At 73.1% G+C, this 24,176-nt stretch carries 27 protein-coding genes; 13 read left to right on the top strand and 14 right to left on the bottom strand.

The features are described from left to right. Positions 1-59: 59 nt before the first annotated feature. Positions 60-1,586 (bottom strand): LCP family protein, encoded by a 1,527-nt coding sequence (locus tag ABZW17_RS43675; protein ID WP_354827927.1) that lies wholly within the window; start codon positions 1,584-1,586, stop codon positions 60-62. Between the two features lie 138 nt (positions 1,587-1,724). Between ABZW17_RS43675 and rfbB the strand changes: the two genes are divergently transcribed. After that, positions 1,725-2,714, top strand: coding sequence for a dTDP-glucose 4,6-dehydratase (rfbB, locus tag ABZW17_RS43670; RefSeq protein WP_354827924.1), 990 nt, complete (start codon positions 1,725-1,727; stop codon positions 2,712-2,714). A 5-nt stretch (positions 2,715-2,719) separates the two neighbouring features. Further along, positions 2,720-3,613, top strand: coding sequence for a dTDP-4-dehydrorhamnose reductase (gene rfbD, locus ABZW17_RS43665; RefSeq protein ID WP_354827922.1), 894 nt, complete (start codon positions 2,720-2,722; stop codon positions 3,611-3,613). Here the strand turns inward: rfbD and ABZW17_RS43660 are convergent. After that, positions 3,595-4,410, bottom strand: a complete 816-nt coding sequence (locus ABZW17_RS43660; RefSeq protein WP_354827919.1) for a hypothetical protein — start codon at positions 4,408-4,410, stop codon at positions 3,595-3,597. The genes rfbD and ABZW17_RS43660 overlap by 19 nt on opposite strands. A 191-nt stretch (positions 4,411-4,601) precedes the next feature. Here ABZW17_RS43660 and ABZW17_RS43655 point away from each other — a divergent pair, with 191 nt between their 5' ends. Further along, a complete protein-coding gene (locus ABZW17_RS43655) occupies positions 4,602-4,754 on the top strand; it encodes a hypothetical protein (RefSeq protein WP_354827917.1) in 153 nt (50 codons plus the stop codon). Here the strand turns inward: ABZW17_RS43655 and ABZW17_RS43650 are convergent. From ABZW17_RS43650 to ABZW17_RS43640, 3 genes are read right to left on the bottom strand one after another with little or no spacing between them, the layout of a single operon-like run. Then, positions 4,740-5,825 carry a glycosyltransferase family 1 protein gene (locus ABZW17_RS43650; RefSeq protein WP_354827915.1) on the bottom strand — a complete coding sequence of 362 codons (1,086 nt, stop codon included), beginning with the start codon at positions 5,823-5,825 and terminating at the stop codon, positions 4,740-4,742. The two genes, ABZW17_RS43655 and ABZW17_RS43650, sit on opposite strands and share 15 nt — an antisense overlap. After that, entirely contained in the window at positions 5,818-8,328 is a 2,511-nt protein-coding gene (locus tag ABZW17_RS43645) for a glycosyltransferase (protein WP_354827912.1), read from the bottom strand. The genes ABZW17_RS43650 and ABZW17_RS43645 overlap by 8 nt, the downstream gene beginning before the upstream one ends. Positions 8,329-8,361: 33 nt before the next feature. Further along, on the bottom strand, positions 8,362-9,297 hold the full coding sequence (locus tag ABZW17_RS43640) for a glycosyltransferase family 2 protein (RefSeq protein WP_354827909.1): 936 nt from the start codon (positions 9,295-9,297) through the stop codon (positions 8,362-8,364). 9 nt (positions 9,298-9,306) lie between these two features. On the opposite strand from ABZW17_RS43640, the gene ABZW17_RS43635 reads away from it, so the two are divergent. The 3 genes from ABZW17_RS43635 to ABZW17_RS43625 all read left to right on the top strand — a co-directional run bounded on the left by ABZW17_RS43635 (position 9,307) and on the right by ABZW17_RS43625 (position 12,526). Beyond that, entirely contained in the window at positions 9,307-10,383 is a 1,077-nt protein-coding gene (locus ABZW17_RS43635) for a glycosyltransferase family 1 protein (protein WP_354827906.1), read from the top strand. Positions 10,384-10,467: 84 nt separating this feature from the next. After that, the gene (locus ABZW17_RS43630) at positions 10,468-11,598 is read left to right on the top strand and encodes a glycosyltransferase family 1 protein (RefSeq protein ID WP_354827945.1); all 1,131 of its coding nucleotides are present in this window, start codon (positions 10,468-10,470) and stop codon (positions 11,596-11,598) included. Positions 11,599-11,665: 67 nt separating this feature from the next. Next, entirely contained in the window at positions 11,666-12,526 is an 861-nt protein-coding gene (locus ABZW17_RS43625) for a glycosyltransferase family 2 protein (RefSeq protein WP_354827903.1), read from the top strand. Here ABZW17_RS43625 and ABZW17_RS43620 read toward each other — a convergent pair. After that, positions 12,523-12,975 (bottom strand): hypothetical protein, encoded by a 453-nt coding sequence (locus ABZW17_RS43620; RefSeq protein WP_354827900.1) that lies wholly within the window; start codon positions 12,973-12,975, stop codon positions 12,523-12,525. The genes ABZW17_RS43625 and ABZW17_RS43620 overlap by 4 nt on opposite strands. Before the next feature lie 141 nt (positions 12,976-13,116). Here ABZW17_RS43620 and ABZW17_RS43615 point away from each other — a divergent pair, with 141 nt between their 5' ends. Then, positions 13,117-14,196 (top strand): NDP-sugar synthase, encoded by a 1,080-nt coding sequence (locus ABZW17_RS43615; protein ID WP_354827897.1) that lies wholly within the window; start codon positions 13,117-13,119, stop codon positions 14,194-14,196. A gap of 3 nt (positions 14,197-14,199) precedes the next feature. Next, on the top strand, positions 14,200-15,096 hold the full coding sequence (locus ABZW17_RS43610) for a DNA-3-methyladenine glycosylase 2 family protein (protein WP_354827894.1): 897 nt from the start codon (positions 14,200-14,202) through the stop codon (positions 15,094-15,096). 70 nt (positions 15,097-15,166) lie between these two features. On the opposite strand, the gene ABZW17_RS43605 is transcribed toward ABZW17_RS43610, so the two are convergent. Genes ABZW17_RS43605 through ABZW17_RS43575 form a run of 7 tightly spaced genes read right to left on the bottom strand, consistent with a single transcriptional unit; the run spans position 15,167 to position 19,846 of the window. Further along, positions 15,167-15,454, bottom strand: coding sequence for a hypothetical protein (locus ABZW17_RS43605; RefSeq protein WP_354827891.1), 288 nt, complete (start codon positions 15,452-15,454; stop codon positions 15,167-15,169). Continuing rightward, entirely contained in the window at positions 15,454-15,819 is a 366-nt protein-coding gene (locus ABZW17_RS43600; protein WP_354827888.1) for a GntR family transcriptional regulator, read from the bottom strand. The genes ABZW17_RS43605 and ABZW17_RS43600 overlap by 1 nt, the downstream gene beginning before the upstream one ends. After that, positions 15,816-16,199, bottom strand: coding sequence for a hypothetical protein (locus ABZW17_RS43595; RefSeq protein WP_354827885.1), 384 nt, complete (start codon positions 16,197-16,199; stop codon positions 15,816-15,818). Before ABZW17_RS43595 ends, ABZW17_RS43600 begins: the two co-directional genes overlap by 4 nt. A gap of 27 nt (positions 16,200-16,226) precedes the next feature. Further along, entirely contained in the window at positions 16,227-16,772 is a 546-nt protein-coding gene (locus tag ABZW17_RS43590; RefSeq protein ID WP_354827882.1) for an NUDIX hydrolase, read from the bottom strand. Then, the gene (locus ABZW17_RS43585) at positions 16,769-18,115 is read right to left on the bottom strand and encodes a coenzyme F420-0:L-glutamate ligase (RefSeq protein WP_354827879.1); all 1,347 of its coding nucleotides are present in this window, start codon (positions 18,113-18,115) and stop codon (positions 16,769-16,771) included. The genes ABZW17_RS43590 and ABZW17_RS43585 overlap by 4 nt, the downstream gene beginning before the upstream one ends. Continuing rightward, on the bottom strand, positions 18,099-19,097 hold the full coding sequence (gene cofD / locus ABZW17_RS43580; RefSeq protein ID WP_354827876.1) for a 2-phospho-L-lactate transferase: 999 nt from the start codon (positions 19,095-19,097) through the stop codon (positions 18,099-18,101). The genes ABZW17_RS43585 and cofD overlap by 17 nt, the downstream gene beginning before the upstream one ends. After that, positions 19,094-19,846 carry a GNAT family N-acetyltransferase gene (locus ABZW17_RS43575; RefSeq protein ID WP_354827873.1) on the bottom strand — a complete coding sequence of 251 codons (753 nt, stop codon included), beginning with the start codon at positions 19,844-19,846 and terminating at the stop codon, positions 19,094-19,096. The genes cofD and ABZW17_RS43575 overlap by 4 nt, the downstream gene beginning before the upstream one ends. A gap of 59 nt (positions 19,847-19,905) precedes the next feature. On the opposite strand from ABZW17_RS43575, the gene ABZW17_RS43570 reads away from it, so the two are divergent. The 4 genes from ABZW17_RS43570 to ABZW17_RS43555 all read left to right on the top strand — a co-directional run bounded on the left by ABZW17_RS43570 (position 19,906) and on the right by ABZW17_RS43555 (position 21,958). Continuing rightward, the gene (locus ABZW17_RS43570; RefSeq protein WP_354827870.1) at positions 19,906-20,088 is read left to right on the top strand and encodes a hypothetical protein; all 183 of its coding nucleotides are present in this window, start codon (positions 19,906-19,908) and stop codon (positions 20,086-20,088) included. A 109-nt stretch (positions 20,089-20,197) separates the two neighbouring features. Further along, positions 20,198-20,518: a ferredoxin gene (gene fdxA / locus ABZW17_RS43565; protein ID WP_003083029.1), complete on the top strand. Its 321-nt coding sequence runs from the start codon at positions 20,198-20,200 to the stop codon at positions 20,516-20,518. After that, on the top strand, positions 20,515-21,609 hold the full coding sequence (gene dapC, locus ABZW17_RS43560; RefSeq protein ID WP_354827867.1) for a succinyldiaminopimelate transaminase: 1,095 nt from the start codon (positions 20,515-20,517) through the stop codon (positions 21,607-21,609). The genes fdxA and dapC overlap by 4 nt, the downstream gene beginning before the upstream one ends. Positions 21,610-21,649: 40 nt before the next feature. After that, positions 21,650-21,958: an antibiotic biosynthesis monooxygenase gene (locus ABZW17_RS43555; protein WP_354827865.1), complete on the top strand. Its 309-nt coding sequence runs from the start codon at positions 21,650-21,652 to the stop codon at positions 21,956-21,958. Here ABZW17_RS43555 and ABZW17_RS43550 read toward each other — a convergent pair. After that, on the bottom strand, positions 21,952-22,569 hold the full coding sequence (locus tag ABZW17_RS43550; protein ID WP_354827862.1) for a TetR/AcrR family transcriptional regulator: 618 nt from the start codon (positions 22,567-22,569) through the stop codon (positions 21,952-21,954). The genes ABZW17_RS43555 and ABZW17_RS43550 overlap by 7 nt on opposite strands. An 81-nt stretch (positions 22,570-22,650) precedes the next feature. On the opposite strand from ABZW17_RS43550, the gene ABZW17_RS43545 reads away from it, so the two are divergent. Beyond that, entirely contained in the window at positions 22,651-24,057 is a 1,407-nt protein-coding gene (locus tag ABZW17_RS43545; RefSeq protein ID WP_354827859.1) for an FAD-dependent monooxygenase, read from the top strand. The last annotated feature ends 119 nt before the right edge of the window (positions 24,058-24,176 follow it).

The following is a 24,176-nucleotide window of genomic DNA, read 5'->3' as shown; positions in this document are numbered from 1 at the left end:
GTTCTCCCTGCTCGTCCGCCACGCTGGCCTACCTCCCCCGAACACCCTGCGTGTGCAGTCTAGTTGACGCAGGGGACGTCGCCCGCCGTGATCGGCGGCGCGGCGGGGGTGGACGACGCCGCCGGGACCGCCGGCGGCTTCGCGGCCGACGACGTCGGCGCGCCACCCGGCCCGGCGGCCGAGGTCCGGAAGTCCTTGCCCAGCAGCACGCGCACGTGCCCGGCCGGGACGTCCCGGTCCGGCTCGGCCTGGACCGTCGTGCCGAGAGCCTGCTTGACCAGGCCCAACGCGGTGTCGTCGGCCGGGTTGTACCGGACCACGGTCGTGGTGCGGGTGCTCAGCCGCTGGTCGGCGCCGAGCGTGAAGCCCTTGCCCTGCAGCATCGTGTGCGTCTGGCCGGCCAGCGCGGGCGAGCCCGAGCCGTCGAACAGCTCGATCGTGACGGCGTTCGCGCCCGGCACCTGCGCCGACGTGGGCGCCGCCGGGGTGCCGCCGTCCGACATCAGCCGCGTCACCTCGGCCGCCACCGCGGCCGGGTCGACGCGCAGCACGTCCGCGCCGCCGATGGTGGCGTTGCCCAGCGTCGGGATGGTGTGGAACTCGATGTTGCCGCCGGTCAGGCCGCGCATCTGCGCGGCGAACTCGGTCAGGTCCCAGCCCTGCGACACCACGACGGACTTCTTCACCGCGGTGACCAGGTCGGCGATCTTCGCCGGGCTGGTGAGCACGTCGGTCGAAATCACCTTGCGGGCCAGCCCGGACAGGAACGCCTGCTGGCGCGCGATCCGGTCGAGGTCGTAGTTGGGCAGGCCGTAGCGCTGGCGGACGAACGCGAGCGCCTGCACGCCCTCGATCGTCTGGCGGCCGCCCGGCAGGTCCACGCCGGACTTGACCTCCTTGACCGGACCCTTGAGGCAGACCTCGACGCCGCCGATCGACTTGGTGATCTCGTAGAAGCTCGCCAGGTTCACCTCGGCGTAGCGGTCGATCATGCCCGGCTTGCCGATGAACTTCTCGAGCGTGGCGATGAGGTTCTTCCGCCCGGCCACCTTCGCCTGCGCGTCGGCCTGCTTGAGGTCGGTCACGCCCTGGCGCTGCAACGTCTTGTAGGTGTCCGTGTACGCGTAGACGAACGCGCTGTTGAGCTTGTGCTTGCCGTAACCGCCGGCCAGCTCGACCCACGAATCGCGGGGGAAGGAGACCGCGATCGCGTGCTGCCCGTTCTGGGGGATGTGCACGAGGATCATCGTGTCGGTGTTCAGCTCGCCGTCGGAGACGCCGGCGTGCAGCATGTCCAGCACCTCGCGGGGCAGCGGGTTGCCCTGCGCGTCGGTGCGGCTGTCCTGGCCGACCAGGAGGATGTCGATCGCGCCGTCGAGCGGCTTCGCGTGCGCCTCGGTGTCGGCGAAGACGTTCGTGGTCGTCAGGCCGGTGTTCGGGTCGCCGATGTAGTTCCAGCCGTACCAGGTCAGGGCCAGGACGGCCACCGACAGCAGGGAAACCACGGCCTTGCCGCCGCGGCGGGCGAAGACCGTGGCACCGTGGCCGCGACGCGCCGGGATGGTCGGCGCAGCCTGTTCGGTCACGCGCTTCCTCCCCATTGACCCCGTGCTTCCCCCAGGACACCCGTGTGTCTCCGCCGCAGACTCTACTGAGGGTGTTGTGGGACCTCCGTAGGCTGGGGGCGGTATGCCCCGCCCGGGGCACGAAGGAAAGGCGGGAAGATGCGGGTCCTGGTCACCGGTGGTGCCGGCTTCATCGGGTCGCACTACGTCCGGCAGGTGCTGACCGGCGCCTACCCGGCGCTGCGCGATGCCGAGGTGGTCGTGCTGGACAAGCTCACCTACGCGGGCAACGAGGCGAACCTGGCGCCGGTCGCCGCGGACCCGCGGCTGCGGTTCGTGCGCGGCGACATCTGCGACACCGCGCTGGTCACCGAGGTGATGACCGGGGTGGACCTGGTCGTGCACTTCGCCGCCGAGTCCCATGTGGACCGCTCGATCCTCGGGGCGGCCGACTTCGTGCTGACCAACGTGCTCGGCACGCAGAACCTGCTGCAGGCGGCGCTGGAAGCCGGGGTCGGCAAGTTCGTGCACGTGTCCACCGACGAGGTGTACGGCTCGATCGAGCACGGTTCGTGGACCGAAGACAACGTGCTGGAGCCGAACTCGCCGTACTCGGCGTCGAAGGCGTCGTCGGACCTGGTGGCGCGGTCGTTCTTCCGCACCCACGGGCTGCCGGTGTGCATCACCCGGTGCTCCAACAACTACGGTCCGTACCAGTTCCCGGAGAAGGTCATCCCGCTGTTCGTCACCCACCTGCTGGACGGGCGGAAGGTGCCGCTCTACGGCGACGGGCTCAACGTCCGTGACTGGCTGCACGTGGACGACCACTGCTTCGGCATCCAGCTGGTCGCCGAGGCGGGCCGGCCGGGCGAGATCTACAACATCGGCGGCGGCACCGAGCTCACCAACCGGGAGCTGACGGAGAGGCTGCTCCAGGCGGTCGGCGCGGGCTGGGAGAGCGTCGAGCCGGTCGAGGACCGCAAGGGCCACGACCGCCGGTATTCGGTGGACATCACGAAGATCAACAAGGAGCTGGGGTACGCTCCGCGCGTGTCCTTCGAGGACGGTCTGGCCGCGACAGTGGCCTGGTACACGGAAAATCGCGCGTGGTGGGAACCGCTGGCCGAGCGGACCGCCCTCCGGAAGTAGAGGAAGTGCCTGTGCGGCTGACGGTGCTCGTGCCCGGGGGTTCCGGGCAGCTCGGCCGGGATCTGGCCGCGCTGGCGTCCCCTTCGGTGGAGGTCGTGGCCCCGGGGTCGGCCGAACTGGACGTGACGCAGACGGGCCAGGTGCTGGCGGCCGTCGGCGCGCTGGCCGAGCGGGCGCGGGAATCCGGTTCGGCGCCGGTGGTCGTCAACGCGGCGGCGTACACCGCGGTCGACGCGGCGGAGGCGGACGAGGAACGCGCGTTCGCGGTGAACGCCGACGGGCCGCGCGTGCTCGCCGCGGCCTGCGCGTCCCGGCGGGTGCCGCTGATCCACGTGTCGACGGACTACGTCTTCCCGGGGGACGCGTCGGCGCCGTACGAGCCGTCCGACGAGCTGGGCCCGCGTTCGGCGTACGGCCGCACCAAGGCGGCCGGCGAGGACGCGGTCCTCGGCTCGGGCGCCTCGTCGTGGGTGGTCCGGACCGGCTGGCTGTACGGGAAGACCGGCACGAACTTCGTGAAGACGATGGCCCGCCTGGAGTCCGCGAACGACACACTGTCCGTTGTGGACGATCAGGTCGGCGGTCCCACGTGGACGGCCGACCTGGCCGCGGGCCTGCTGGAGCTGGCCTCCCGCGCGGCGGCCGGCGACGGGCCGGAGCGGCGGATCCTGCACTGCACCAACGCGGGTTCGGTCAGCTGGTGCGGGTTCGCGAAGGCGATCTTCGAGCACCTGGGTGCGGACCCGGCCCGGGTCAAGCCGTGCACGACGGCGGAGTTCCCCCGCCCGGCGGCCCGCCCGTCGTACTCGGTGCTGTCCCCGGCTTCGTGGCGCGAAGCGTGGCTGACCCCGATGCGGCCGTGGGAAGAGGCCCTGGCCGCCTACTTCGCGACGGCGTAACAGGTTTCGAGGTCGGCCGGCACGTTCTCGAAGAGGGCCGGGGTCAGGGCCAGTACGACGCCGGCCAGCACGTGGTCGCCGGTCGAGAGTTCCGGCCGGCCGGTGGTCCGGGCCCAGACCAGCTCCCCCTCGGTGACCGCGTTGAACATGACCGCGATGTCCAGCCAGGTGTAGGCCGGCCGCAGGCGGAAGCCGTAGGCCGCGGTCACCTTTTCGTACAGCTGTGCCCACCGCGGCAGCACGTGGTCCAGGTGCACCCGGCAGAACTCCCGGACGCGGGGGTGGTTGGGCATGGCGTTCTGCACGATGGTCTGGACGACGACGAGCGGGTCGGCCAGCACCGCCCGGACCTCGGCGTCGGCCACCGTGCGCACCAGTTCCGCGTAACTCACCTCGCGGATCAGGCGATCGCTCGCGGCGTGCATGTCGTCGAGGTGGCTGCGTTGCGGGGTCAGCCGGAACATGTACGAGATGAGGTCTTCGGTGTAGCGGTCCTTGCGCTCCCAGCGGTACCGGAACATGTTGACGGTGAGCAGCCGCTTGTCCCGCCGACCTTCGTCGGCCGCCGCCGCGCGCTGCAGGATCCGTTCGCGGGAGATCGACTCGAACAGCTTCGACCGGAGGCCCGTTTCGAAGTCGGGCCCGGTGTGCTGGACGAGGTCGTCCCGCAGGAGGTCGAGCCCGATCTCGAGGAACGCCCGGGTCTCCGGGCTGTTGGCGACCTTGGCGCGGGTCTGGCCCAGTCGCCCGAAGACGAGATCGCGCAGGACGGGTTCGAGGTCGTCGTCGCCCGGCATGGGACCTCCCGCTGGTCGCCCGATCGGCGCAACCGGGGTCGGCGCGCCCGGTCCGGGGGGTAAGTCTCGGCGGCCCGGCCCGGCGTTACCCGCCCGGGCGACCCGATACCGGGCTGTTGCCGGAAGTCGGCTTGGACCGCCGCCCGGGAAGCGCGGACCGTGGGCCACGGGACCGGTGGAAGGAGCGGGCGATGGTGGTGACGATGCGGTGGGGCACGCTGGTGCGGCTCGTCGGCGGAACGGTGCTCGCCACCTTCGTCGCCACGATCCTCCTGTTCGGCGGCGGCTCCGGCAGCGGCGGCGAGGCGCACCCCGCGCCCGCGACCAGGTCAGTGACGCCCTGACGCGAGCCGGTACGCGCCGACCGTCAGTTCCGCGCACGTGCGCCACGTGAAGTTCGCCGCGTGCGCGCGCCGGGACGCCGACGTCGCCACCGCGTGCGGGTCCGTCACCGCCGTCCGCAGCGCCTCCGCCAGGCCGTCCACGTCGCCGTACGGGACCAGGCTGGCGCACTCGCCCGCCACCTCGCGCAGGGCCGGGATGTCCGTGCAGACCACCGGGACGTCCGAGGCCATCGCCTCCAGCACCGGCAGGCCGAAGCCCTCGTCGCGGGAGGGGAGCACCAGCGCCGACGCGCCCGCGACCACCGTGCGGAGGTCCACATCGGACAGATAGCCGGTCTGGGAACGCCGGGCGCCGCGGGGGAACGGGCCCGGGCCCGCGAACACCAGGTCCGGCAGGTCCGGCGCCGCGTCGTGGGCGCGGGTCAGCCAGTCCAGGCCCTTGCGCGGCCCCGCCGCACCCGCGAACAGCAGGTAGCGGGCCGGCAGGCCGAGACGCGCGCGGCGCTCGTCGTCCGGGGGCCGGGCGGTGAACCACGCCGGGTTCACGCCCAGTGGCGTCACCACGATCTTGTCGCGGGAGACGTCCAGGCGCTCGGCCACCGCGTCCGCCACCGCCGCCGTCGGGGTGCAGATGACGTTCGCCCGGCGGGCGCCGCGGCGGACCAGGGCCGGCAGGTCGCGGTCGCTCGGGGCCAGCTCCGCCGGGTTGTCCAGGAACGCCAGGTCGTGGATCGTCACCACGCCCGCCGCGCGGAACCGGCCCGGCAGCACGAAGTTCGTGCCGTGCACGACGTCGGTCGGGCCGGCGAACAGCTCCACCGGCGGGAAGTCCGACCGCAGCCACGCCATCCGCAGCAGCCGCGCCGCCACCGGCATCCCGCGGGCGCGGGCGCCGTACGGGAGCACGTGCCGCAGCCGCCGCCAGCCGCGCAGCGTGAACGCCACCGCGCGCGTGTCGACCTCCGGGATCGACACCAGTTCTTCGCTCAGCGCGGCCGTGTACCGGCCGATCCCGGTGCGCGCACCGAGCAGGGGCGTGCCGTCGAGGAGGACGGTCAGTGACCTAGCCACGGCGGAGCCGTTGCTTCGCGACCTTCAACGCGCGGCCGCCGACGCGCCGCGCCAGCTCGGCCGGCCCGCCCGCGTCGAGGTACTCGCGGATGAGGTCGACGTCCCGCCGCAGCAGCGCGCGCCCGCGCACCGCCGGCGTCCGCACCAGGTCGTCGGCCCCGGGCAGCCGGTCGGCCGCCGGCCGCGGGTCGCGGCAGAACTCCACCAGCGGTTTCAGCGCTTCCGGCCACGCGAACCGCCGCGCGACGACGGCGAGCCGTTCGACGCAGCCCGCGGCGAACTCCTCGTCGTACAACGCCTTTTCGAGCGCTTCCGCCAGGGCCGCGTCGTCCTCGGCCGGGACGACCACGCCGAGCCGCTCGGCCCGGACCAGGTCGGCGAAGGCGTCGCCGTCGGTGGTGACGATCGGCAGCCCCGCCCACAGGTAGTCGAGGACGCGGGTGCGGAACGCGAACGTCGTCTCGACGTGCTCGTAGTGCGTCGTCACGCCGCAGTTCGCGTCGAGCAGCCAGTTCTGGCGCTCGTGGTAGGGCACCCACTGCTCGTTGAAGTAGACGTGCTTGCCGGTCAGCCCCAGCGAGTCCGCGAGCCGGATCGTCCGGGCGCCGATGTCCATCTCGGCGACCTCGGGGTTCGGGTGTTTCATACCGAGGAACACGAGCCGGACGTCGCCGCGGTTGCGGCGCAGCCGGTCGATCGCCCGGACCAGCGTCAACGGGTCGAACCAGCTGTACACCCCGCCCGCCCAGAGCACGACGTGGTCGGTGCCGCCGATGCCGAGCGACGACCGCAGGCCCGGCCCGGTGCGCACCGGCGGCTCGGCCGGCAGGCCGAACGGGACCACGGCGAGCAGCGACTGCGTCGTCGGATCGGCGTCGTAGAGGCGCGGCGAAAGCCGGCCCATCGCGGCGAGGTGGCCGAGCCAGAAGTGCCGCTGCCGCTCGGACGCGCACAGGAAGAAGTCGCCGCGTTCGAGCTGGGCGTCCAGGACGCGCGTGACGCCGGCGAGGTCGGCCGCGCGCTTGTCGTCCGCGACGCCCTTGCCCTGCTCCAGCAGCTCGAGGTGCATCGGGTCGTACAGGTCGGCGACGACGATCTTGCCGCCGTACTGCTTCTTGAGCGACGGCGCCAGTTCGAGCACGTGCCCCTGCAGGACGACGACGTCGGCCCAGGCGATCGGCGCGTCGAGCTCGCGGAACTTGCCCGCGCTGACCCGGAACGGCGCGGGCGGCGGCGTGACCAGGGGGTTGGTGGTGACCAGGTGGACGTCGTGCTCGGCGGCCAGGGCCAGCGCGATGTTCCAGGCGCGGATCGCCGGGCCGGCCATCCGCTCGGTGAGCGCGTCCCCGGTCAGCACGAGGATCTTGCGGCGCTGCCCGAACGCCTTGTCGATGCCGAACGCCTCGACCAGGATGTCGTGCGCGGCCAGGTACCGCGGCAGCGGGTAGGCGGGCTCCAACGCCTTGCGCAGCAAGGGAAGCAGGTCGGCGTCGGTGCGGACGCGGGCGGCCTGCTCGAGGGCGCGGGACTCGGCCAGCGACGGCAGCTGCTCGACGAACTGGTCGATGGCCAGCAGCCCGGCGAGCGTGGTGCGGGGGATGGCGACGTCGCCGGATTCGACCGGGCCGACGCCGTGTTCGAGGTCCAGCTGGGTCGCGTCGAGCTCGCCGCGGGCGGTGGCGCGGCGTACGGCCAGCGCGAGCGCCGCGGGCAGGGCGCGGGCCAGTGTCTCGTCGGAGAGGTTCTTGTAGAGCGCGGCCAGGGCGTTGCGCTCCAGGAGGAACGTCTCGCGCCCGGTCTCCGGGGCGTCGACCGACGCCATCGTGGCGTGGTGGCGGTGGTAGGTCAGCGACTGCGGGACGTACCGGACGCGCCAGCCGCGCAGGTTGAGCCGCCAGCCGAGGTCGACGTCCTCGTAGAACATGAAGAACCGCTCGTCGAAGCCGCCGAGCTCGGCGAACACGCCCGCCCGGACGAACAGCGCCGAGCCGGTGCCGAACAGGACGTCCTTGGCGACCTCGTGCTCGGCCGCCGGGACGTCGGCCAGCGGTGAGCCCGCGTGCCGCTTGTAGCCCATGCCGAACCAGGTCAGGCCGCCGTCGACGAAGTCGGTTCCGGTGCCGTCCCAGTCGAGGACCTTGCTGGCCACGGCGGCGACACGCGGCTGGGCGCGCAGCTCGGCGACGGCGGCGGAGACCCAGCCGGGCGCCGGGCGCGCGTCGTTGTTCAGGAACGCGAGGACAGTGCCCTTCGCGTGCTTCGCACCGAGGTTGCAGCCGCCGGCGAACCCGGTGTTGCGGCCGGCCTCGATCACCTGGGCTTGGGGGACGGCCTCGCGGATGCGCGCGGCCTCGCCCTCACCTGTGGAGTTGTCGACGCAGATCAGCTCGAGCTCGGGGTAGTCGTGCTCGGCGAGCGCGCGCAGGCAGGTGATCGTGTCGTCGGCGCCGTGGTAGTTGACCACGATCACCGAGACGAGCGGTTGCGGATCCCCCTGCGCCAAAGCCAGCTCCTCGTCGTCGATCCTGGCGCAAGCTTAAAGGCCCGCCCATGCCTCCCAGACCGCGCCTCGGCCGAGCGCCGCGCGGTGGGTGATCTTGCGGCGGGTCCGCAACGTCGCAGGTAGCCGCAGGGCCACCTCGGCCAGCACCCGGCAGCGCAGCCCGAACCGGAAGTTCGCCGCCCGCGGGCGTCCGGGGCGCAGCGGCAGCACGGCGGTGAGCGCCGCGAACCTGATCAGCTGTTTCACGGCGACGGCGCGGGGCGCGCAGCGCAGCAGCATGAGCAGCCGGTTGCGCTCGTTCCAGCGGTGGAACCGGGGCGAACCCAGCTCGCTGCTGACGCCGTGGGCGTGCCGGACGCGCGCGTCCGGCGCCGCGACGACGTCCCACCCGGCCAGCCGCAGCCGCCACGCCGTGTCGGTGTCCTCGTAATAACAGAAGAATTCCGCCGGGACGCCGTGCACGCTCTTCAGGGCGTCGGTGCGCAGCAGGGCCGCGCCGCCGCAGAAGCCGAACACCTCGCCGGCGGGTTCGGTGACGTCGGCGCCGTGGCCGTCGGCGGTCAGCCGGACGCCGGCGGACTGCGTGCCGCCGTCGGGCCGCACGAGCAGCGAGGTCGCCGCGGCGGCCAGCGGCGCCTTTTCGAGGGCGTCCTCCAGCGTGGCGAGCCAGTCCGGCGCCGGTTCGGCGTCGTCGTTCAGCCACGCCATGAACGGCGTCCCGACCTCGCGAGCGGCGACGGCGAGCGCGCCCGCGTAGCCGGTGTTGCGGCGGAGGCGGAGCACCTCCGGGCGCGAGGGATGGGCCGCGAGCAGGGCGGCGGTGCCGTCGTCGGAGGCGTTGTCCACCACGAGCGTCCGATGTGGACGCGTCTGCGCGGCGAGCGCGTCGAGGCAGGCGGTGACGTGCGGCGCACCCCGCCAGGTCACGACTACCACCGTGGTGGCGGGATTGACGGTCACGTCCCGCACAATAGCCGCGTGCCCGAACTGGTCGTGCTCGCCGAGCAGCTCCTCGCGCCCGTGCCCGGTGGCACCGGGCGCTACACGGCCGAGCTGCTCCCCGCGCTCGCGAAGACCGCGCCGCCGGGCTGGACGGTGTCCAGCGTCGTCGCGCGGCACGCCGACGTGGACCCCGCCCGGCTGGACGGCGTCGAAGGTCCGCGGGTGCTGCGGATCCCGCCGCGCGCGCTGATCGCGGCGTGGCAGCTGGGCCTGCTCTGGTGGCCGGGCGGCGACGCGGTGCACGCGCCGACGCCGTTCGCGCCGCCGCGCGCCCCGGCCGGGAAGACGCTGAGCGTGACCGTGCACGACACCGTGCCGTGGACGCACCCCGAGACGCTCACCGCGCGCGGGGTGAGCTGGCACCGGTCGATGATCGCGCGGGCCGCGCGGCGGGCGTCCGGGCTGGTCGTGCCGACCCGGGCGGTCGCCGACGAGCTGGCCGTGCTCATCGACGTCGACGTGCCGGTGCGGGTGGTCCCGCACGGGGTGCGGGTGTGGCCGGAGCCGGCCGAGCTGGAGCTGCCGGCGCAGTACGTGCTGGCGGTCGGCACGATCGAGCCGCGCAAGGGCATCGACGTGCTGATCGACGCGGTCACGGCGCTGGACGGCACGGCGCTCGTGCTGGCCGGGCAGCCGGGCTGGGGCGGCGTCGACCCGGTGGCCTTGGCGGCCGAGCGCGGCCTGCCCGCGGAACGGCTGCGGGTCCTGGGGAAGGTGACCGACGCCGAGCTGGCGACCGTGCTGCGCCGGGCCGACGTGCTGGCCGTCCCGAGCCTCGCCGAGGGGTTCGGGCTGGGCCTGCTGGAGGCGATGGCGGCCGGGGTCCCGGTGGTGCACACCGACGTCCCGGCGCTGGCCGAGGTGGCGGGCGGCGCGGGGCTGATGGTGCCCCGCGGGGACGCGGCGGCGCTGGCGAAGGCGTTGCGCGAGGTGCTGGGGTCGCCGTCGCGGGCGGCGGAGCTGATGCGGGCCGGCCGGGAGCGGGCCCGGGCGTTCACGTGGCGTCGCGCGGCGGAAGCCGTCTGGGCGATCCACCGTCGCGCGCACGAGTGAACCTGCCACCTGCCCGGTTTGCCAGTTCCCCACCGGGGCCCGGGGGTGCCGCCGTACTCTGCTGGGGTGAGCGATGACCCCCGGGTGCTGATCGACGCGACCGCGGTGCCCGCGGACCGCGGCGGGGTCGGCCGCTACGTGGATTCGCTCGTCGCCGCCCTCGACACGGACGGGGCCCGGATCACCGTCGTCTGCCAGCCCCGCGACCTGCAGCTTTACGATCGGCTGGCGCCGCGCTCCCGCGTCGTGCCCGCCTCGCCGGCGACGACCACCCGCACGGCCCGGCTGACCTGGGAACAGGCGACGTTGCCGCGCCTGGCCCGCCGCCTCGGCGCGGACGTCGTCCACTCGCCGCACTACACGATGCCGCTGGCGACGTCGGCGGCCTCGGTCGTCACGCTGCACGACGCGACGTTCTTCACGGACGCGGTGCTGCACTCGTCGGTGAAGGCCCGCTTCTTCCGCGCGTGGACGGCGACGGCGTTGCGCCGCGCGACGCTGTGCGTGGTGCCTTCGGAGGCGACGGCCACGGAGCTGGCCCGCGTCGGCCCGGTGCGGCACGCGTCCTTGGAAGTGATTCACCACGGAGTGGACAGCGAGCGCTTCCACCCGCCGTCGCCGTCCGAGGTCGCGGCGGCGCGCGAGGCGGTCGGCCTCGGCCGGACCCCGTACGTGGCGTTCCTGGGCGCGTTGGAGCCGCGGAAGAACGTGCCGGCGCTGATCCGCGGGTTCGCCAGGGCGGTCGCCGGCCGTCGCGACGCGCCGGCGTTGGTCCTGGCGGGCCAGCCGGGCTGGGACACGCAGGTGGAGCGGGCCCTGGACGCGGTCCCGCACCGGCTGCGCGTGATCCGGGCGGGCTACCTGCCGTTCGGCACGCTGGCGGGGTTCCTGGGCGGGGCGACGCTCGTCGCGTACCCGTCGTTGGGGGAGGGGTTCGGGCTGCCGGTCCTGGAGGCGATGGCGTGCGGCGCGTGCGTGCTGACGACCCGCCGCCTGTCGTTGCCGGAGGTGGGCGGCGACGCGGTGGCGTACTGCGGCGTGGGCGCGGGGGATGTCGCGGCGGCTCTCGGTGAGCTGCTGGACGACCCGGGCCGCCGGGCGGAGCTGGCTACGGCGGCTCAGCAGCGCGCGAAGGAGTTCTCGTGGGCTACGACCGCGGAACGGCACCGCGAGGCGTACGGGAAAGCGTGGTCCCGCCACCTCCGGACGCGCTGACTTCTTCCGTCGTGCTGCTGGACCGGGGCACCCGATTCACCCTGCGTGACGCGTGGACAATGGCCGGGTGACTGAGCACTCCCGCTATGGCGACGATGTCGGCGTCGTGACCGTGACCTACTTCTCCGAGGACACCATCGAGCGGTTCCTCGACACCCTCGAGAAGGCCACCGAGCGCGAGGTGAAGGTGGTCGTCGCGGACAACGCGTCCGTCGAAGGGGCCCTCGAGCGGGTCACCGCCGACCGGACGAACGTCCAGCTGCTCAGCATCGGGGAGAACGTCGGCTACGGGACCGCGGCGAACCGGGGCGTCGCCGAGCTCGACGACCGGTTCGGCTGGGTAGTCGTCGTCAACCCGGACCTCGAATGGGAGCCCGGGTCGCTCGACGCCCTGCTCGAGGTCACCAAGCGGTGGCCGCGCGGGGGTGCCTTCGGGCCGCTCATCCACGATCTCGACGGCACCGTCTACCCCTCGGCGCGGCTGCTGCCGTCCTTCGGGCGTGGCATCGGGCACGCCGTCTTCGCGAAGGTCTGGCCCGGCAACCCCTGGACGAGGCAGTACCGGCAGGAGACCGGCGCCCCGGCCGAGCGCGTGTCGGGCTGGCTGTCCGGCTCGTGCCAGCTGCTCCGCCGGGAGGCGTTCGACTCCGTCAGCGGCTTCGACACGCGCTACTTCATGTACTTCGAGGACGTCGACCTCGGCGACCGGCTGGCCAAGGCGGGCTGGCTGAACGTCTACGCGCCGTCCTCGCGCGTCACGCACGAAGGCGGGCACTCGACTTCGCAGGCGTCGAAGAAGATGCTGGCCGCGCACCACGCCAGCGCCTACCGCTACCTCGCCGACCGGCACCCGGGGCTCGTCTGGAAGCCGGTGCTGGCCGCCGTGAAGCTCGGCCTCGCGCTGCGGCTGAAGCTGGAAACCCGCTAAATCCCGTCGAGCCGGCGTGAAAGGTCGGACTTGCCGATGTTCTGCGTCACCGTCGGCACCAGGCCGGTGTCCTCCGGATCGGGCTCCTTCAGCGGGCTCGTGATCTGCTCGGCCTGGGGCCGGCGGGCCAACGGCGTCTGCAGCGGTGTCGTCGGCGACGGCGTGCTCAGCGGTGTCGTCTGCTGCGGGCGGCGGCCGCCCGGGACCTCCAGGCGCCGGGTCGGCGACGAGCCGGCCAGCGGGTGGTCGTTCTCCTCGATCAGCGACGCCGGCAGCTGCGTGGTCGTGTCGGGGTCGCGGCTGCGGTCGAGCCCGTCGATCTGCGCGCGCGGGATCTGCTGGGTGTTCGAAGAGTCCATCGGTGACGTCGCGCTGTCGGGTGTCACGACGAACACACCGCGCGCCTGGGCTCGTGCGAGCAGGGCGTCCGCCCGATCGCGGGGGTCCATCCCCTCGGCCTCCCGACTGACCCGGGGCCCTCTGGGGAAAGGCCCGCCTGTTTCCTGTCTAGGGTAGGCCCTCCGGGCGACCTCCGTCAGGGTTTCCCGCGGCTTGTCGCTCAGCGGTGCGTGATAAAAGAGGAGATTTCCGTGACGTCCGAGGTCCAAACCGACGCTGTCGTCCTGGTCGGCGGCAAGGGCACCCGGCTGCGCCCGCTCACCCTTTCGGCGCCGAAGCCGATGCTCCCGACCGCCGGGACGCCCTACCTGAGCCACCTGTTCTCCCGCATCCGCGAGGCCGGGATCCGGCACGTCGTGCTGGGCACGAGCTACCGGGCGGAGGTGTTCGAGGAGTACTTCGGCGACGGCAAGTCGATCGGCCTCGAGCTCGAGTACGTGGTCGAGGCGGAGCCGCTCGACACCGCGGGCGCGATCCGCAACGTCTACGACAAGCTGCGCGCCGAGCAGGTGATCGTCTTCAACGGCGACATCATCTCCGGCTCGGACCTCGGCGAGCAGCTGCGGGTGCACCGCGAGTCCGGCGCCGACGTCACGCTGCACCTGCAGCGCGTCCCGGACCCGAGCCGGTTCGGGTCGGTGCCGACCGACGAGACCGGCCGCGTCCAGGCGTTCCTCGAGAAGACGCCGAACCCGCCGACCGACCAGATCAACGCCGGCTGCTACGTCTTCCGCCGCCCGGTGATCGAGGCCATCCCGACCGGGCGCCGCGTGTCGGTGGAGCGCGAGACGTTCCCGCAGCTGCTGGAGCAGGGCGCGCACATCCAGGGGTTCGTCGACGCCTCCTACTGGCTGGACGTCGGCACGCCGGAGGCGTTCGTCCGCGGCTCGGCCGACCTCGTCCGCGGAGTGGCGCCGACGTCGGCGCTGCCCGGCCGCCCGGGTGACTTCCTGGTCCTCGACGGCGCGTCGGTGGCGGAAGACGCCCAGCTCAGCGGCGGTTCGACGATCGGCGTCGCCGCGGTGGTCGGCTCGGGCGCGAAGATCGACGGCTCGGTCCTGTTCGACGGCGCGGCCGTCTCCGAAGGCGCGGTGGTCGAGCGTTCGGTGCTGGGCCACGGCGCACGCGTCGGCGCCGGCGCGGTGCTGCGCGGGGTGGTGCTGGGCGACGGCGTGTCCGTCGGGGCGGGCTGCGAGCTGCTGGAAGGCGCCCGGATCTGGCCGGACGTCGTGCTGCCCGACGGTTCCATCCGCTTCTCGAGCGACGCTTAGCCGATGTTCTGGCGTCCCGCGTTCGAAGTCGACCTGGACCGCGTCCTGCGTCCGCTGAAGCGCGGGCGCGGGTCGCTCAACATCCTCACCGACGAGCGCGGGATCACCTGGCTGGCCACGAACACCCTGGACGGCCCGGGCACGCTGGCGCTGCGCCGCCACACCGACGGCCGCATCGAGGCCGCGGCCTGGGGTGACGCGAAGGACCGCCTGCTCAGCGGCGTCCCGGCGCTGCTCGGCGCGAACGACGACGACTCGGGGTTCGTCGCGCACCACGACGTGGTGGCCCGCGCCCGCCGCGCGGTCCCCGGCCTGCGGCTCGGCGCGACGGGGACGGTGTGGGACTGGCTGGTGCTGGCGGTGCTGGAGCAGAAGGTGGCGGGCAAGGAGGCGATCCGCTCGTGGGCGGAGCTGTGCCGCCGCTTCGGTTCACGGCCGCCGGGGCCGGCCCCCGAGCGGCTGCGCCTGCCGCCGACGCCGACGCAGATCCGGGCCCTGCCGGACTGGCACTGGCACCGGGCGGGCGTCGACATCAAGCGCCGGACGGCCCTGTTCAACGCGGCGGGCATGGCCCACCACCTGGAGCACGCGGTGGAGCTGCGCGGGCTGTCCGGGCGGCACTGGCTGCGCCAGGTCCCGGGCATCGGCGTGTGGACGGCGGCGGAGATAGCGCAGCGGGCCTGGGGTGACCCGGACGCGGTGAGCTTCGGGGACTACAACATCCCGTCGATGGTCGGGAACGCACTGCTGGGGCGGAAGACCGACGACGCCGGGATGGCGGAGCTGCTGGCCCCGTACGCACCGCAGCGGCAGCGGGCGGTGCGCTACCTGGAGGCGGCGGGGCACCGGCGGCCGCGGTTCGGGCCGCGGATCGAGCTGCGGGACTACCGCGCGATGTGAAGCTGCGCGGCGGGCTCGACCAGCGCGCTGCCGGGCCGCACCGCACCGATTCCGGCTGTGCGCGGTGGCCTCACTGCTGCGGGGGATAGCCGCCCGGTTGACCCGGGTACGGCGGCTGGCCCGGGTACGGCGGCTGCTGCCCCGGATACCCCGGCTGCCCCGGATAGCCCTGCTGCGGCGGGTATCCCGGCGGCTGCTGCCCCGGAAACCCTTGCTGCGGCGGGTACTGCTGGTACCCCGGGTACTGCGGCGGGTACGGCGGCTGCTTCGGCTTGTTCGAATTCACCACGACCAGCACCACCGCGACGATCCCGCCGATCACCAGCAGCAGGATCAGCAGCGTCAGGACGCTCAGCATCAGCCGTTCCCCTCGTCGAGTGCCGCGCGGACGATCGACAGCGCCTCGGCGTCGTCGAGGCCGAGCCTACGGGTCTTCTTCGCGTACTCCGCCGCAGCCTGCTGGGCCTGGTGGCGCGTCTGGTCGCCTGCGGCCGCCACGAAGCTGCCGGCGCGGCCGCGGGTTTCGATCAGGCCCGCTTCCTCCAGCTCGCGGTAGGCGCGCGCCACCGTGTTCGGCGCGATGCCCAGGTCGGCCGCGAGCCGGCGGACCGTGGGCAGCTTCGTGCCCACGGCCAGGGTCCGGTCGTTGATCCGCGTCGCGAGTCCCGACCGGACCTGCTCGTACGGCGGGACCGGCGAACCGCTGTCGAAGGGGACGATCACCAGCTCTGCGGGCCCGCTCCCGGCCCCGGCAACTGCTGTTGCGGGAACGACGGCCCCTGCGGTGCGTACTGCTGCGGCGCCGGCGGATAACCCGGCTGCTGCGGGAACCCCGGCGACGGCGGCGCGAACCCAGGCTGCGTGAAACCCGGTGGCGGTGGCGCAAATCCTTGCTGCGGCGGGAAGTTCGGGTTCGGCGGCGGGAACTGCCCGCTCCGCTTCATCGCCTCTTCGCGGCGCATCTTCGACACCCGGACGATCACCGCGACGACGAACACGATGATGCCCAGGACGATCAGCCCGAGCACGACGTACCCGAACACGCCCGTGTCGCCGCCCCCGCCGGAGTGGTAGTGCACCCGCTCCGGGAACTGTGTGGCCATGTGGTCCCTCCCTGTCCGCGGACCAGGTTATCGCCCGGCACCGACAGGAACGGCGGCTTTCACCAGATCGGCGAGATCTTCCGACCCCTCGGGCAGCGCGTTCACCGGCCACCACCGCAGGTCGTCGGACTCGTCGCTGCGCACCGGCGAAGCCCCCGCCGGGGCGTGGACCGCGAACCGGACGTCGAAGTGCCGCGTCGGCACGCCCAGCGAGCACGTGATCGGGTGGACGTCCAGGTGCACCGGTTCCGGCGAGAGCCGCAGCCCCGCCATCCCGGACTCCTCGGTCGCCTCCCGCAGCGCCGCCCCGGCCAGTGACGTGTCCGACGGCTCGCAGTGGCCGCCGAGCTGCAGCCAGCGGCCGACCCGTGGGTGCAGCGTCAGCAGCACCCGCGTGCCCGTGTGGTCGAGGACCACGGCCGACGCCGTCAGGTGCCCGGCCGCGCAGGACCGCTGGCACGAATCCTCGCGCGCGGCGAGGAACCCGAGGAACGCCTGGCGCAACGACTCCTGGGAAGCCGCCGAAGGCCGCCACGAGGAAAGCGTTGCGACGGCGTCCGCGTGCAGGCTCACAGCTCCAGGAGTCCTTCCCCGGCCAGGGCCGGTCCGCGTGGTTCCGGCTCGTCGAGCGGGATCCCGACGGCCACCGAGCCCAGCGGCTGCCAGCGCTCGTCCAGGCCGAGGACGTCCCGCACGACGTCGGCGGCGAAGATCGTCGAGCCGATCCAGCACGACCCCAGGCCCTCGGCCGCCAGCGCGACCAGCAGGCCCTGCACCGCGGCCCCGCCGGCCACCGTGAACATGGTCTTCTCGCAGTCGTTGCGGCGGTCGTCGCGGTAGGTGTGCGCGCCGTCCGGCACCAGGAACGGGAGCACGATTTCCGGGGCCCGGTACAGGATGTCGCCGCGGTCGAGCCGCTTCGCGATCTGCTCCGGCGTGAACTCGTCGCCGGACAGGTCGGCCTGCCACGACTCGCGCATCGCGTCGAGCAGCTTCTTCCGGACGCCGGCGTCGCGCAGCCAGACGAACCGCACCGGGTGCGTGTGGTGCGGCGCGGGCGCGGTCAGCGCGGACCCCACCGCCCGGCGGATCGACGTCGGCGAAACCGGCTCGTCCGCGAACTGCCGCACCGAACGCCGGGCCGGGACGGCCTCGCGCCGGCCCTGCGCGACGGCCTCGTTGGCGCCCAGCCGGAACAGGTCCTCCTCCAGCGGGCGGATCAGGTCCCGCGCGGTCGAGCCGTCGTCCTCGAGCAGCAGCCCGCGCACGACCGCGACCGGCGTCCCGCCGAGCTTGCCCTTGACCAGGTCGGCGGCCGCGGCGAGCTCGTCGGCCACGGCGACCTCGGTGACGGCGAGCTCGTTGCCCTGCCCGTCGACCTGGCCGCGGTAGGCGTGCAGCACGCGCAGCCCCGAAGACCCGATGGCGGCGTCGGTCTGCCCCACCCGCCACGCCCGGCCCATCGTGTCGGTGACGACCACGGCGACCTCGACGCCGAGCCGTTCCCGCAGCCCGTTGCGCAGCGCCAGCGCCGAAGCGTCCGGGTCGGCGGGCAGCAGGGCGACCTCGTCACCGGCCACATTGGACGCGTCGATGCCGGACGCGGCCTGCACGATCCCCAGGTGGTTCTGGGTGATCACGGTGCGCGCGATCCGCGCGACGATCCGCACGGCCTCCTGCTCGACGAGCTTCCGGCGGGCGGCGTCGCGGGCCTCGGGGTCGGCGGGCACGCGCACGAGCCTGCCCTCGGCCTTCGAGACGATCTTGCTGGTCACGACCAGGACGTCCCCCGAACGCAGCCAGGGCGCGGCCGCGACGATCGCGCCGGTCAGGTCGTCGCCCGGGCGGAACTCCGGCAGCCCGGTGACGGGCAGGATCTCCAGCTTGGGGGAGGCGTGGTCAGCGGTGTCGGTCAACGGGAGCTCCAGCCAGTTCGAGGGCGGCGCGGGCCATCGCCGCGGTCGCGTCCACATCGGACATCAGCAGCGGCACGTCGCGGACGGTCACGCCCGGCACGTCGGCGGTCTCGCCCTCGGCGATCAGCCAGCCGTCGAGCACGCCGCCGTCCCGGCGCGAGCCGTAGTGCCGGCCGACGGCCTCGGCGGACGTCTCGACGCCGATCGCGGTCAGGCACGCGTCGGCCATCCCGCGCAGCGCCTTGCCGCCGATGATCGGCGACACCCCGACGACCCCGGCCGACGTCTTGCGCAGCGCGTCCCGGACGCCGGGCACACCCAGCACGGTGCCGACCGACACGACCGGGTTCGACGGCGCGAACAGCACCGCGTCGGCCCCCGAGATCGCCTCCAGGACACCCGGCGCGGGCTTGGCCTCGTCGGCCCCGACCGCGACGATCGAGTGGGCCTTCGGCTCGGCGCGGTAGCGCACCCACCACTCCTGGAAGTGGATCGCCTTCTGCTGGCCGTCCTGCTCCGGGTCGTCGATCACGACGTGCGTCTCGACGCGGTCGTCCGACATCGGCAGCAGCCGGACGCCGGGCTGCCAGCGGTCGCACAGGGCCTCGGTCACCGCCGAGAGCGGGTAGCCCGCGCGCAGCATCCGCGACCGGATCAGGTGGGTGGCGATGTCCTTGTCGCCGAGCCCGAACCAGTCCGGGTCGGCGCCGTAGGCGGCCAGCTCCTCCTTGACGACCCAGGTCTCGCCCGAGTGCCCCCAGCCGCGGTCCTTGTCGATCCCGCCGCCCAGCGTGTACATGCAGGTGTCCAGGTCCGGGCAGATCCGCAGGCCGTGCATCCAGACGTCGTCGCCGGTGTTGACCAGCGCCGTCACCTCGTGCTCCGACTCGCTCGCGCCCTCGGGGGACATGCCCAGCGCCGACTTCAAACCCAGCAGGAAGCGGGCCCCGCCCACTCCGCCGACCACTACCACGATCTTCACGACGTCGAATCCTCGCACGAGCCGGGTGCGGGCACCCAGTACCGGTATCTGTGGTGCGGGGCGTAGCCGAGCCCCGCGTAGAGCGCGAGCGCGCCCGAGTTCCCCTCCGCCACCTGCAACACCGCGTGGCCCGCCCCGTGTTCCACGCCCCAGGTCTGCACGGCGGCCATCAGCGCCGACGCCAGCCCGCGGCGGCGGAAGGCGGGATCGACCGCCAGCCGCCCGACGTGCAGCCAGTCGTCGACCAGGGCCCCGCGGACCACGGCGGCGGTCCGGTCGTCGACGGTCGCGATGCCGTAGCCGACCTTGCCACCGGCCAGCACCTGCCGCGCGGCCGGCGAGTCCTCGCCCGGGTTCAGCGTGAGTTCCCACCAGGTGGACGCCGGCTCGTCGTGGACGGCGAAGCCGGGGACGGCGGGGGCCGCGGTCAGCGGCGCGGTGAGGACGGCGACCTCGTGCCCGGCGCCGTGGTGCGTCGCCGGCACCCAGCCGGCGGCCGCGATCGCACGCTCGTTCGGGCTGTCGCGGACGACCTGGACCATAGGGGCGATCCCCCTATCGTGGGCGAAGTCACACACCGCGCGCAGGGCGTCGCCGGGCGCGCGACCGGGGTCGCCGACCGCAAGTGCGCTGTTCGCGCGGCCGGTGAACCCGGCCGCCCAGCGCAGGGACCACTCACCTAGGGGTTCCTCGACCAGCGGCGGCCATGCTCTGCTGCAGGTGGTTTCGAGCCTTTCGGGGGCGTTCACCGCTAGATTGTGACGGAGGCGGTGAAAGTCGCGGGAGCGGATTTCTTCTGGAGGTGGCGGTGGGCATCCAGCGCAAGGACGAGCGGCACAACGAGAAGCTCGTCGACGAGATCTCCGAGGGGTTCAACCGGGCTGTGGGGGAGCAGAAGCCCGAAAGTGACACCGACGAGGCCCCCAAGCCGCGCTTCGTCATCACCGGCGACGCCCGGGCGACCCCGCCCCCGCGCCGCCGCGAGAGGTGAGTCCCATACCCGGAGTATGGCTAAGGCTTGCCTCACCGTCCGAACGGGTGCCCGAACCGCGTAGTGTCGGCACCGACTGGCTGTTTGCAGAGAAAAGCAGGAGTGCGCAGTGACCTACGTGATCGCCGAGCCCTGCGTCGACGTGCTCGACAAGGCGTGTATCGACGAGTGCCCCGTGGACTGCATCTACGAGGGCGAGCGGATGCTGTACATCCACCCGGACGAGTGCGTCGACTGCGGCGCCTGCGAGCCGGTCTGCCCGGTCGAGGCGATCTACTACGAGGACGACGTCCCGGACAACTGGTCGGACTACACCAAGGCCAACGTCGACTTCTTCGACGAGCTGGGCTCGCCCGGCGGCGCGTCCAAGGTGGGCAAGACCGCGCACGACCCGGCCTTCATCAAGGCGCTGCCCCCGCAGGGCGAATGAGCCCGGTCGCGCTGCCCGACTTCCCCTGGGATTCGCTCGCCGAGGTCAAGGCCACGGCGCAGGCGCATCCCGGCGGGGTCGTCGACCTCTCCATCGGCACGCCGGTCGACCCGGTGCCGGCCGGGATCCGCGAGGCACTCGCGTCCGTCTCGGAGATCCCGGGCTACCCGACCACGCACGGCATCCCGGCCCTCCGGGAAGCCGCGCGCGGCGCCCTTTCGCGGCGGCACGGTGTCGACGGCATCGAGCCGGACGCGGTGCTGCCGACGATCGGGTCCAAGGAGGCCGTGGCCTGGCTGCCGCGGCTGCTCGGCTTCGGCCCCGGTGACGTCGTCGTCATCCCGGAGCTGGCGTACCCGACGTACGAGGTCGGCGCGCTGCTGGCGGGCGCGACGATCCTGCGGACCGACAGCACGGTCTCGCTCGGCCCGCAGAACCCGGCGATGATCTGGCTGAACTCGCCGTCCAACCCGACCGGTCGCGTGCTCCCGGTGGAGCACCTGCGCAAGGTCGTCGAGTGGGCGCGCGAGCGGGACGTCGTCGTGGTCTCCGACGAGTGCTACCTGGCGCTGGGCTGGGAGACGTCGCCGCTGTCGGTGCTGCACCCGGACGTCTGCGACGGCCGCACCGAAGGCCTCATCGCGGTGCATTCGCTGTCGAAGTCGGCGAACCTGGCCAGTTACCGAGCCGGCTTCCTGACCGGCGACCCCCGGCTGATCAAGCAGCTGCTCGACGTCCGCAAGCACGCGGGCATGATCGTGCCGCGCCCGGTCCAGGAGGCGATGGTCGCCGCCCTGGCGGACGACGAGGCCCTGGAAGTCCAGCGCGAGCGGTACGCCCGCCGCCGGCTCGTGTTGCGGAAGGCGTTGCTGGACAACGGGTTCCGGATCGACCACTCGGAAGCCGGGCTCTACCTCTGGGCCACCCGCGACGAGGACGCCTCGGCGACGGTGGCGTGGCTGGCGGAGCGTGGGATCCTGGTGGCGCCGGGCACGTTCTACGGCCCGAAGGGCGGGAAGCACGTCCGGGTGGCGCTGACCGCGACGGACGAGCGCGTCGACGCGGCCGTGGAGCGGCTGACCGCGGGCTGAGCGTCCGGAAATCGTCGGTGCCGTCGGTTACGGTGCCGGTATGACCATGACGATCGAACTGGCCCGCTTCACGGTCGACGAAGGCGCCGTGGCGCAGCTGCTGGCGGATCGCCCGGCCATGGTCGAGGCGATGCGCCGGCGGTTCCCCGGCTGCCTCGCCGCCTACCTGACCAGGGAAGAAGACGGTGGCTGGCTCGACATCGTGCTGTGGCGCAGCCGCGCCGACGCCGAGGAGTCCGCCCGCCTGATCAACACCGTGCCGGAGTGCGCGGCCTGGTTCCGGCTCATCGCCGAATCCGCCGGCCTGCGGCACGTCGAAGTCGTGGACGCCTGGCCGGAGCCTCAGTAGTCCGTGCCGGTGAGGCCGCGGTAGACGAACCGGGTGAGCATGTCGATCGCCTCTTCGTCCGAAGGCGGCGTCCAGCCCGGCGGCGCCCCGTGCAGCCACGTCGCCGCGAAGGCGTCCACGAGGTGGTAGATCAGCATGCCGCAGCGGTCCGGGTCCGCCGGGAGCCGCAGGCCGGCGCGGGTGATGTACGCCAGGTGGTCGTCGAGGTCCGCCGCCTGCGAAGCGCCGAACCGGGCCACCGTCCGGGCGAACGACTCGCTCACCATCGCCGCCTGGCGCAGGGCCAGCATGGTGGCCGCGTTGTCGCGGTAGAAGTCCCAGTACTGCTTGACGTGCCAGCGGACCGCCGCCGGGTTGCTGAAGTCGGCCAGGTGGTCCTCGCTGTCGGCGCTCTCGTCGCCTGACGCCGCGATGTCGGCCAGGAGCGCCTCGAGCAGCTCTTCCTTGCCCGCGAAGTGGTTGTAGAACGACCCCGCCGCGCGGCCCGCTTCGGCGGTGATGTCCGTGATCTTCGTGTTCAGGTAGCCCTTCCGGGCGAAGACGCGCTTGGCTGCGGCCTTGAGCGCGCTCTCGGTCTCCGCGGCCTTCTCCCTGCGGCTCGTCGCCGTCATCGGCACCTCCCTTGACACGGGACGCTAGCAGCGCCATTCTGAATCAAGATTCACTGAATCACAATTCACTGGGAGGGCGACATGGACACACGGGTGCTGATCGCGGGGGCGGGGCCGACGGGGCTGACGCTGGCCATCGAGCTGGCGCGGCGGGACGTCCCGGTGCGGATCATCGACAAGGCGGAGACGTACTTCGTCGGCTCGCGCGGGGACGGGATGCAGCCGCGCACGCTGGAGGTGTTCGAGGACCTGGGCGTGCTCGACGCCGTGCTGGCCGCGGGCATGGCCCCGGTCGCGATGCAGATCCACCTCGGCGGCGAGGTGGTCGGCGAGCGGCTGATGTTCGACCCGGTCGAGCCGACGCCGTCGAAGCCGTACCCGACCGGCTGGTTCCTGGGCCAGTCGCAGACCGAGGGGATCCTGCGCGACCGGCTGGCCGAGTTCGGCGTGCGCGTCGAGCTGAACACCGCGCTGACCGGCTTCGAGCAGGACGGCGACGGCGTCACGGCGACCCTGAGCACGGGCGAGACCGTCCGCGCCGAGTACCTCGTCGGCGCCGACGGTGGCAAGAGCTTCGTGCGCAAGACCCTCGGCATCCCGTTCGAGGGCACGACCGACGAGTCGATCCGGATGCTGCTCGGCGACGTCGTGGCCGAAGGGCTCGACCGGAACCACGGCCACTGGTTCGCGACGCCGGACGAGCCGATGAACGGCATGATGTTCACCCCGCTGGCCGGCACCCCGTACTTCCAGTTCGGCGCCTCGCTCGGCGACGGCGAGACCGACGTCGAAACGGCGTTGCCCGCGGTCCAGGCCCGGCTCGACGCGCTGAGCGGGGGCGCGGTCAAGCTGTCCGGCCTGGCGTGGTCGACGGTGTGGCGGCCGAACGTCCGCCTGGCGGCGCGCTTCCGGGACGGCCGGGTGTTCCTGGCCGGCGACGCGGCGCACGTCCACCCGCCGACCGGCGGGCAGGGGCTGAACACCGGCATCCAGGACGGCTACAACCTGGGCTGGAAGCTCGCGGACGGCTCACCGGAGCTGCTGGACAGCTACGAGGTCGAGCGGCGGACGGTCGCGGCCCGGGTGCTCGGCGTCTCGACGGGCCTGCTGCAGAAGTACGTCGACGGCGACGAGGACGCCCACCGGCGCGGGGAGGACACGCAGCAGCTGGACATCACCTACCGGGGCGGGCCGCTGTCGCCGGCGGGGACGGGTGAGCTGCGGCCGGGCGACCGGGCGCCGGACGCGCCGCTGGTGGACGCGAACGGCAAGCGGGTGCGGCTGTTCGAGCTGTTCCGCGGCCCGCACGCGACGGAGCTGGTCTTCGGTGACGCCTCGGCCACGGGCTACCGCATCCTGCCGGCGGGCAGCGTGGCGACGGGAACGGACCTGGTGGACGAAGGTGGCCACGCGTACGAGGCTTACGAGGCGTCCGGTGGCCGCCGGGTCCTGATCCGCCCGGACGGCTACGTGTGGTCCATGTCGTGAGTGGTAAGGCGAGTTGGAACTCGCTGAAGTAGTTGTGCTCGGTGTACGCGGCAAAGCCGGCGGCGAGGGCGTGCGCGCGGCCGCGGGCGGTGTCGCGCACCTGCCGGACCTCGGCGCCG

It is taken from the genome of Amycolatopsis sp. NPDC004625, assembly GCF_040609695.1.
Classification (GTDB): domain Bacteria; phylum Actinomycetota; class Actinomycetes; order Mycobacteriales; family Pseudonocardiaceae; genus Amycolatopsis.
This window is presented reverse-complemented; position numbering and strand designations above follow the sequence as displayed.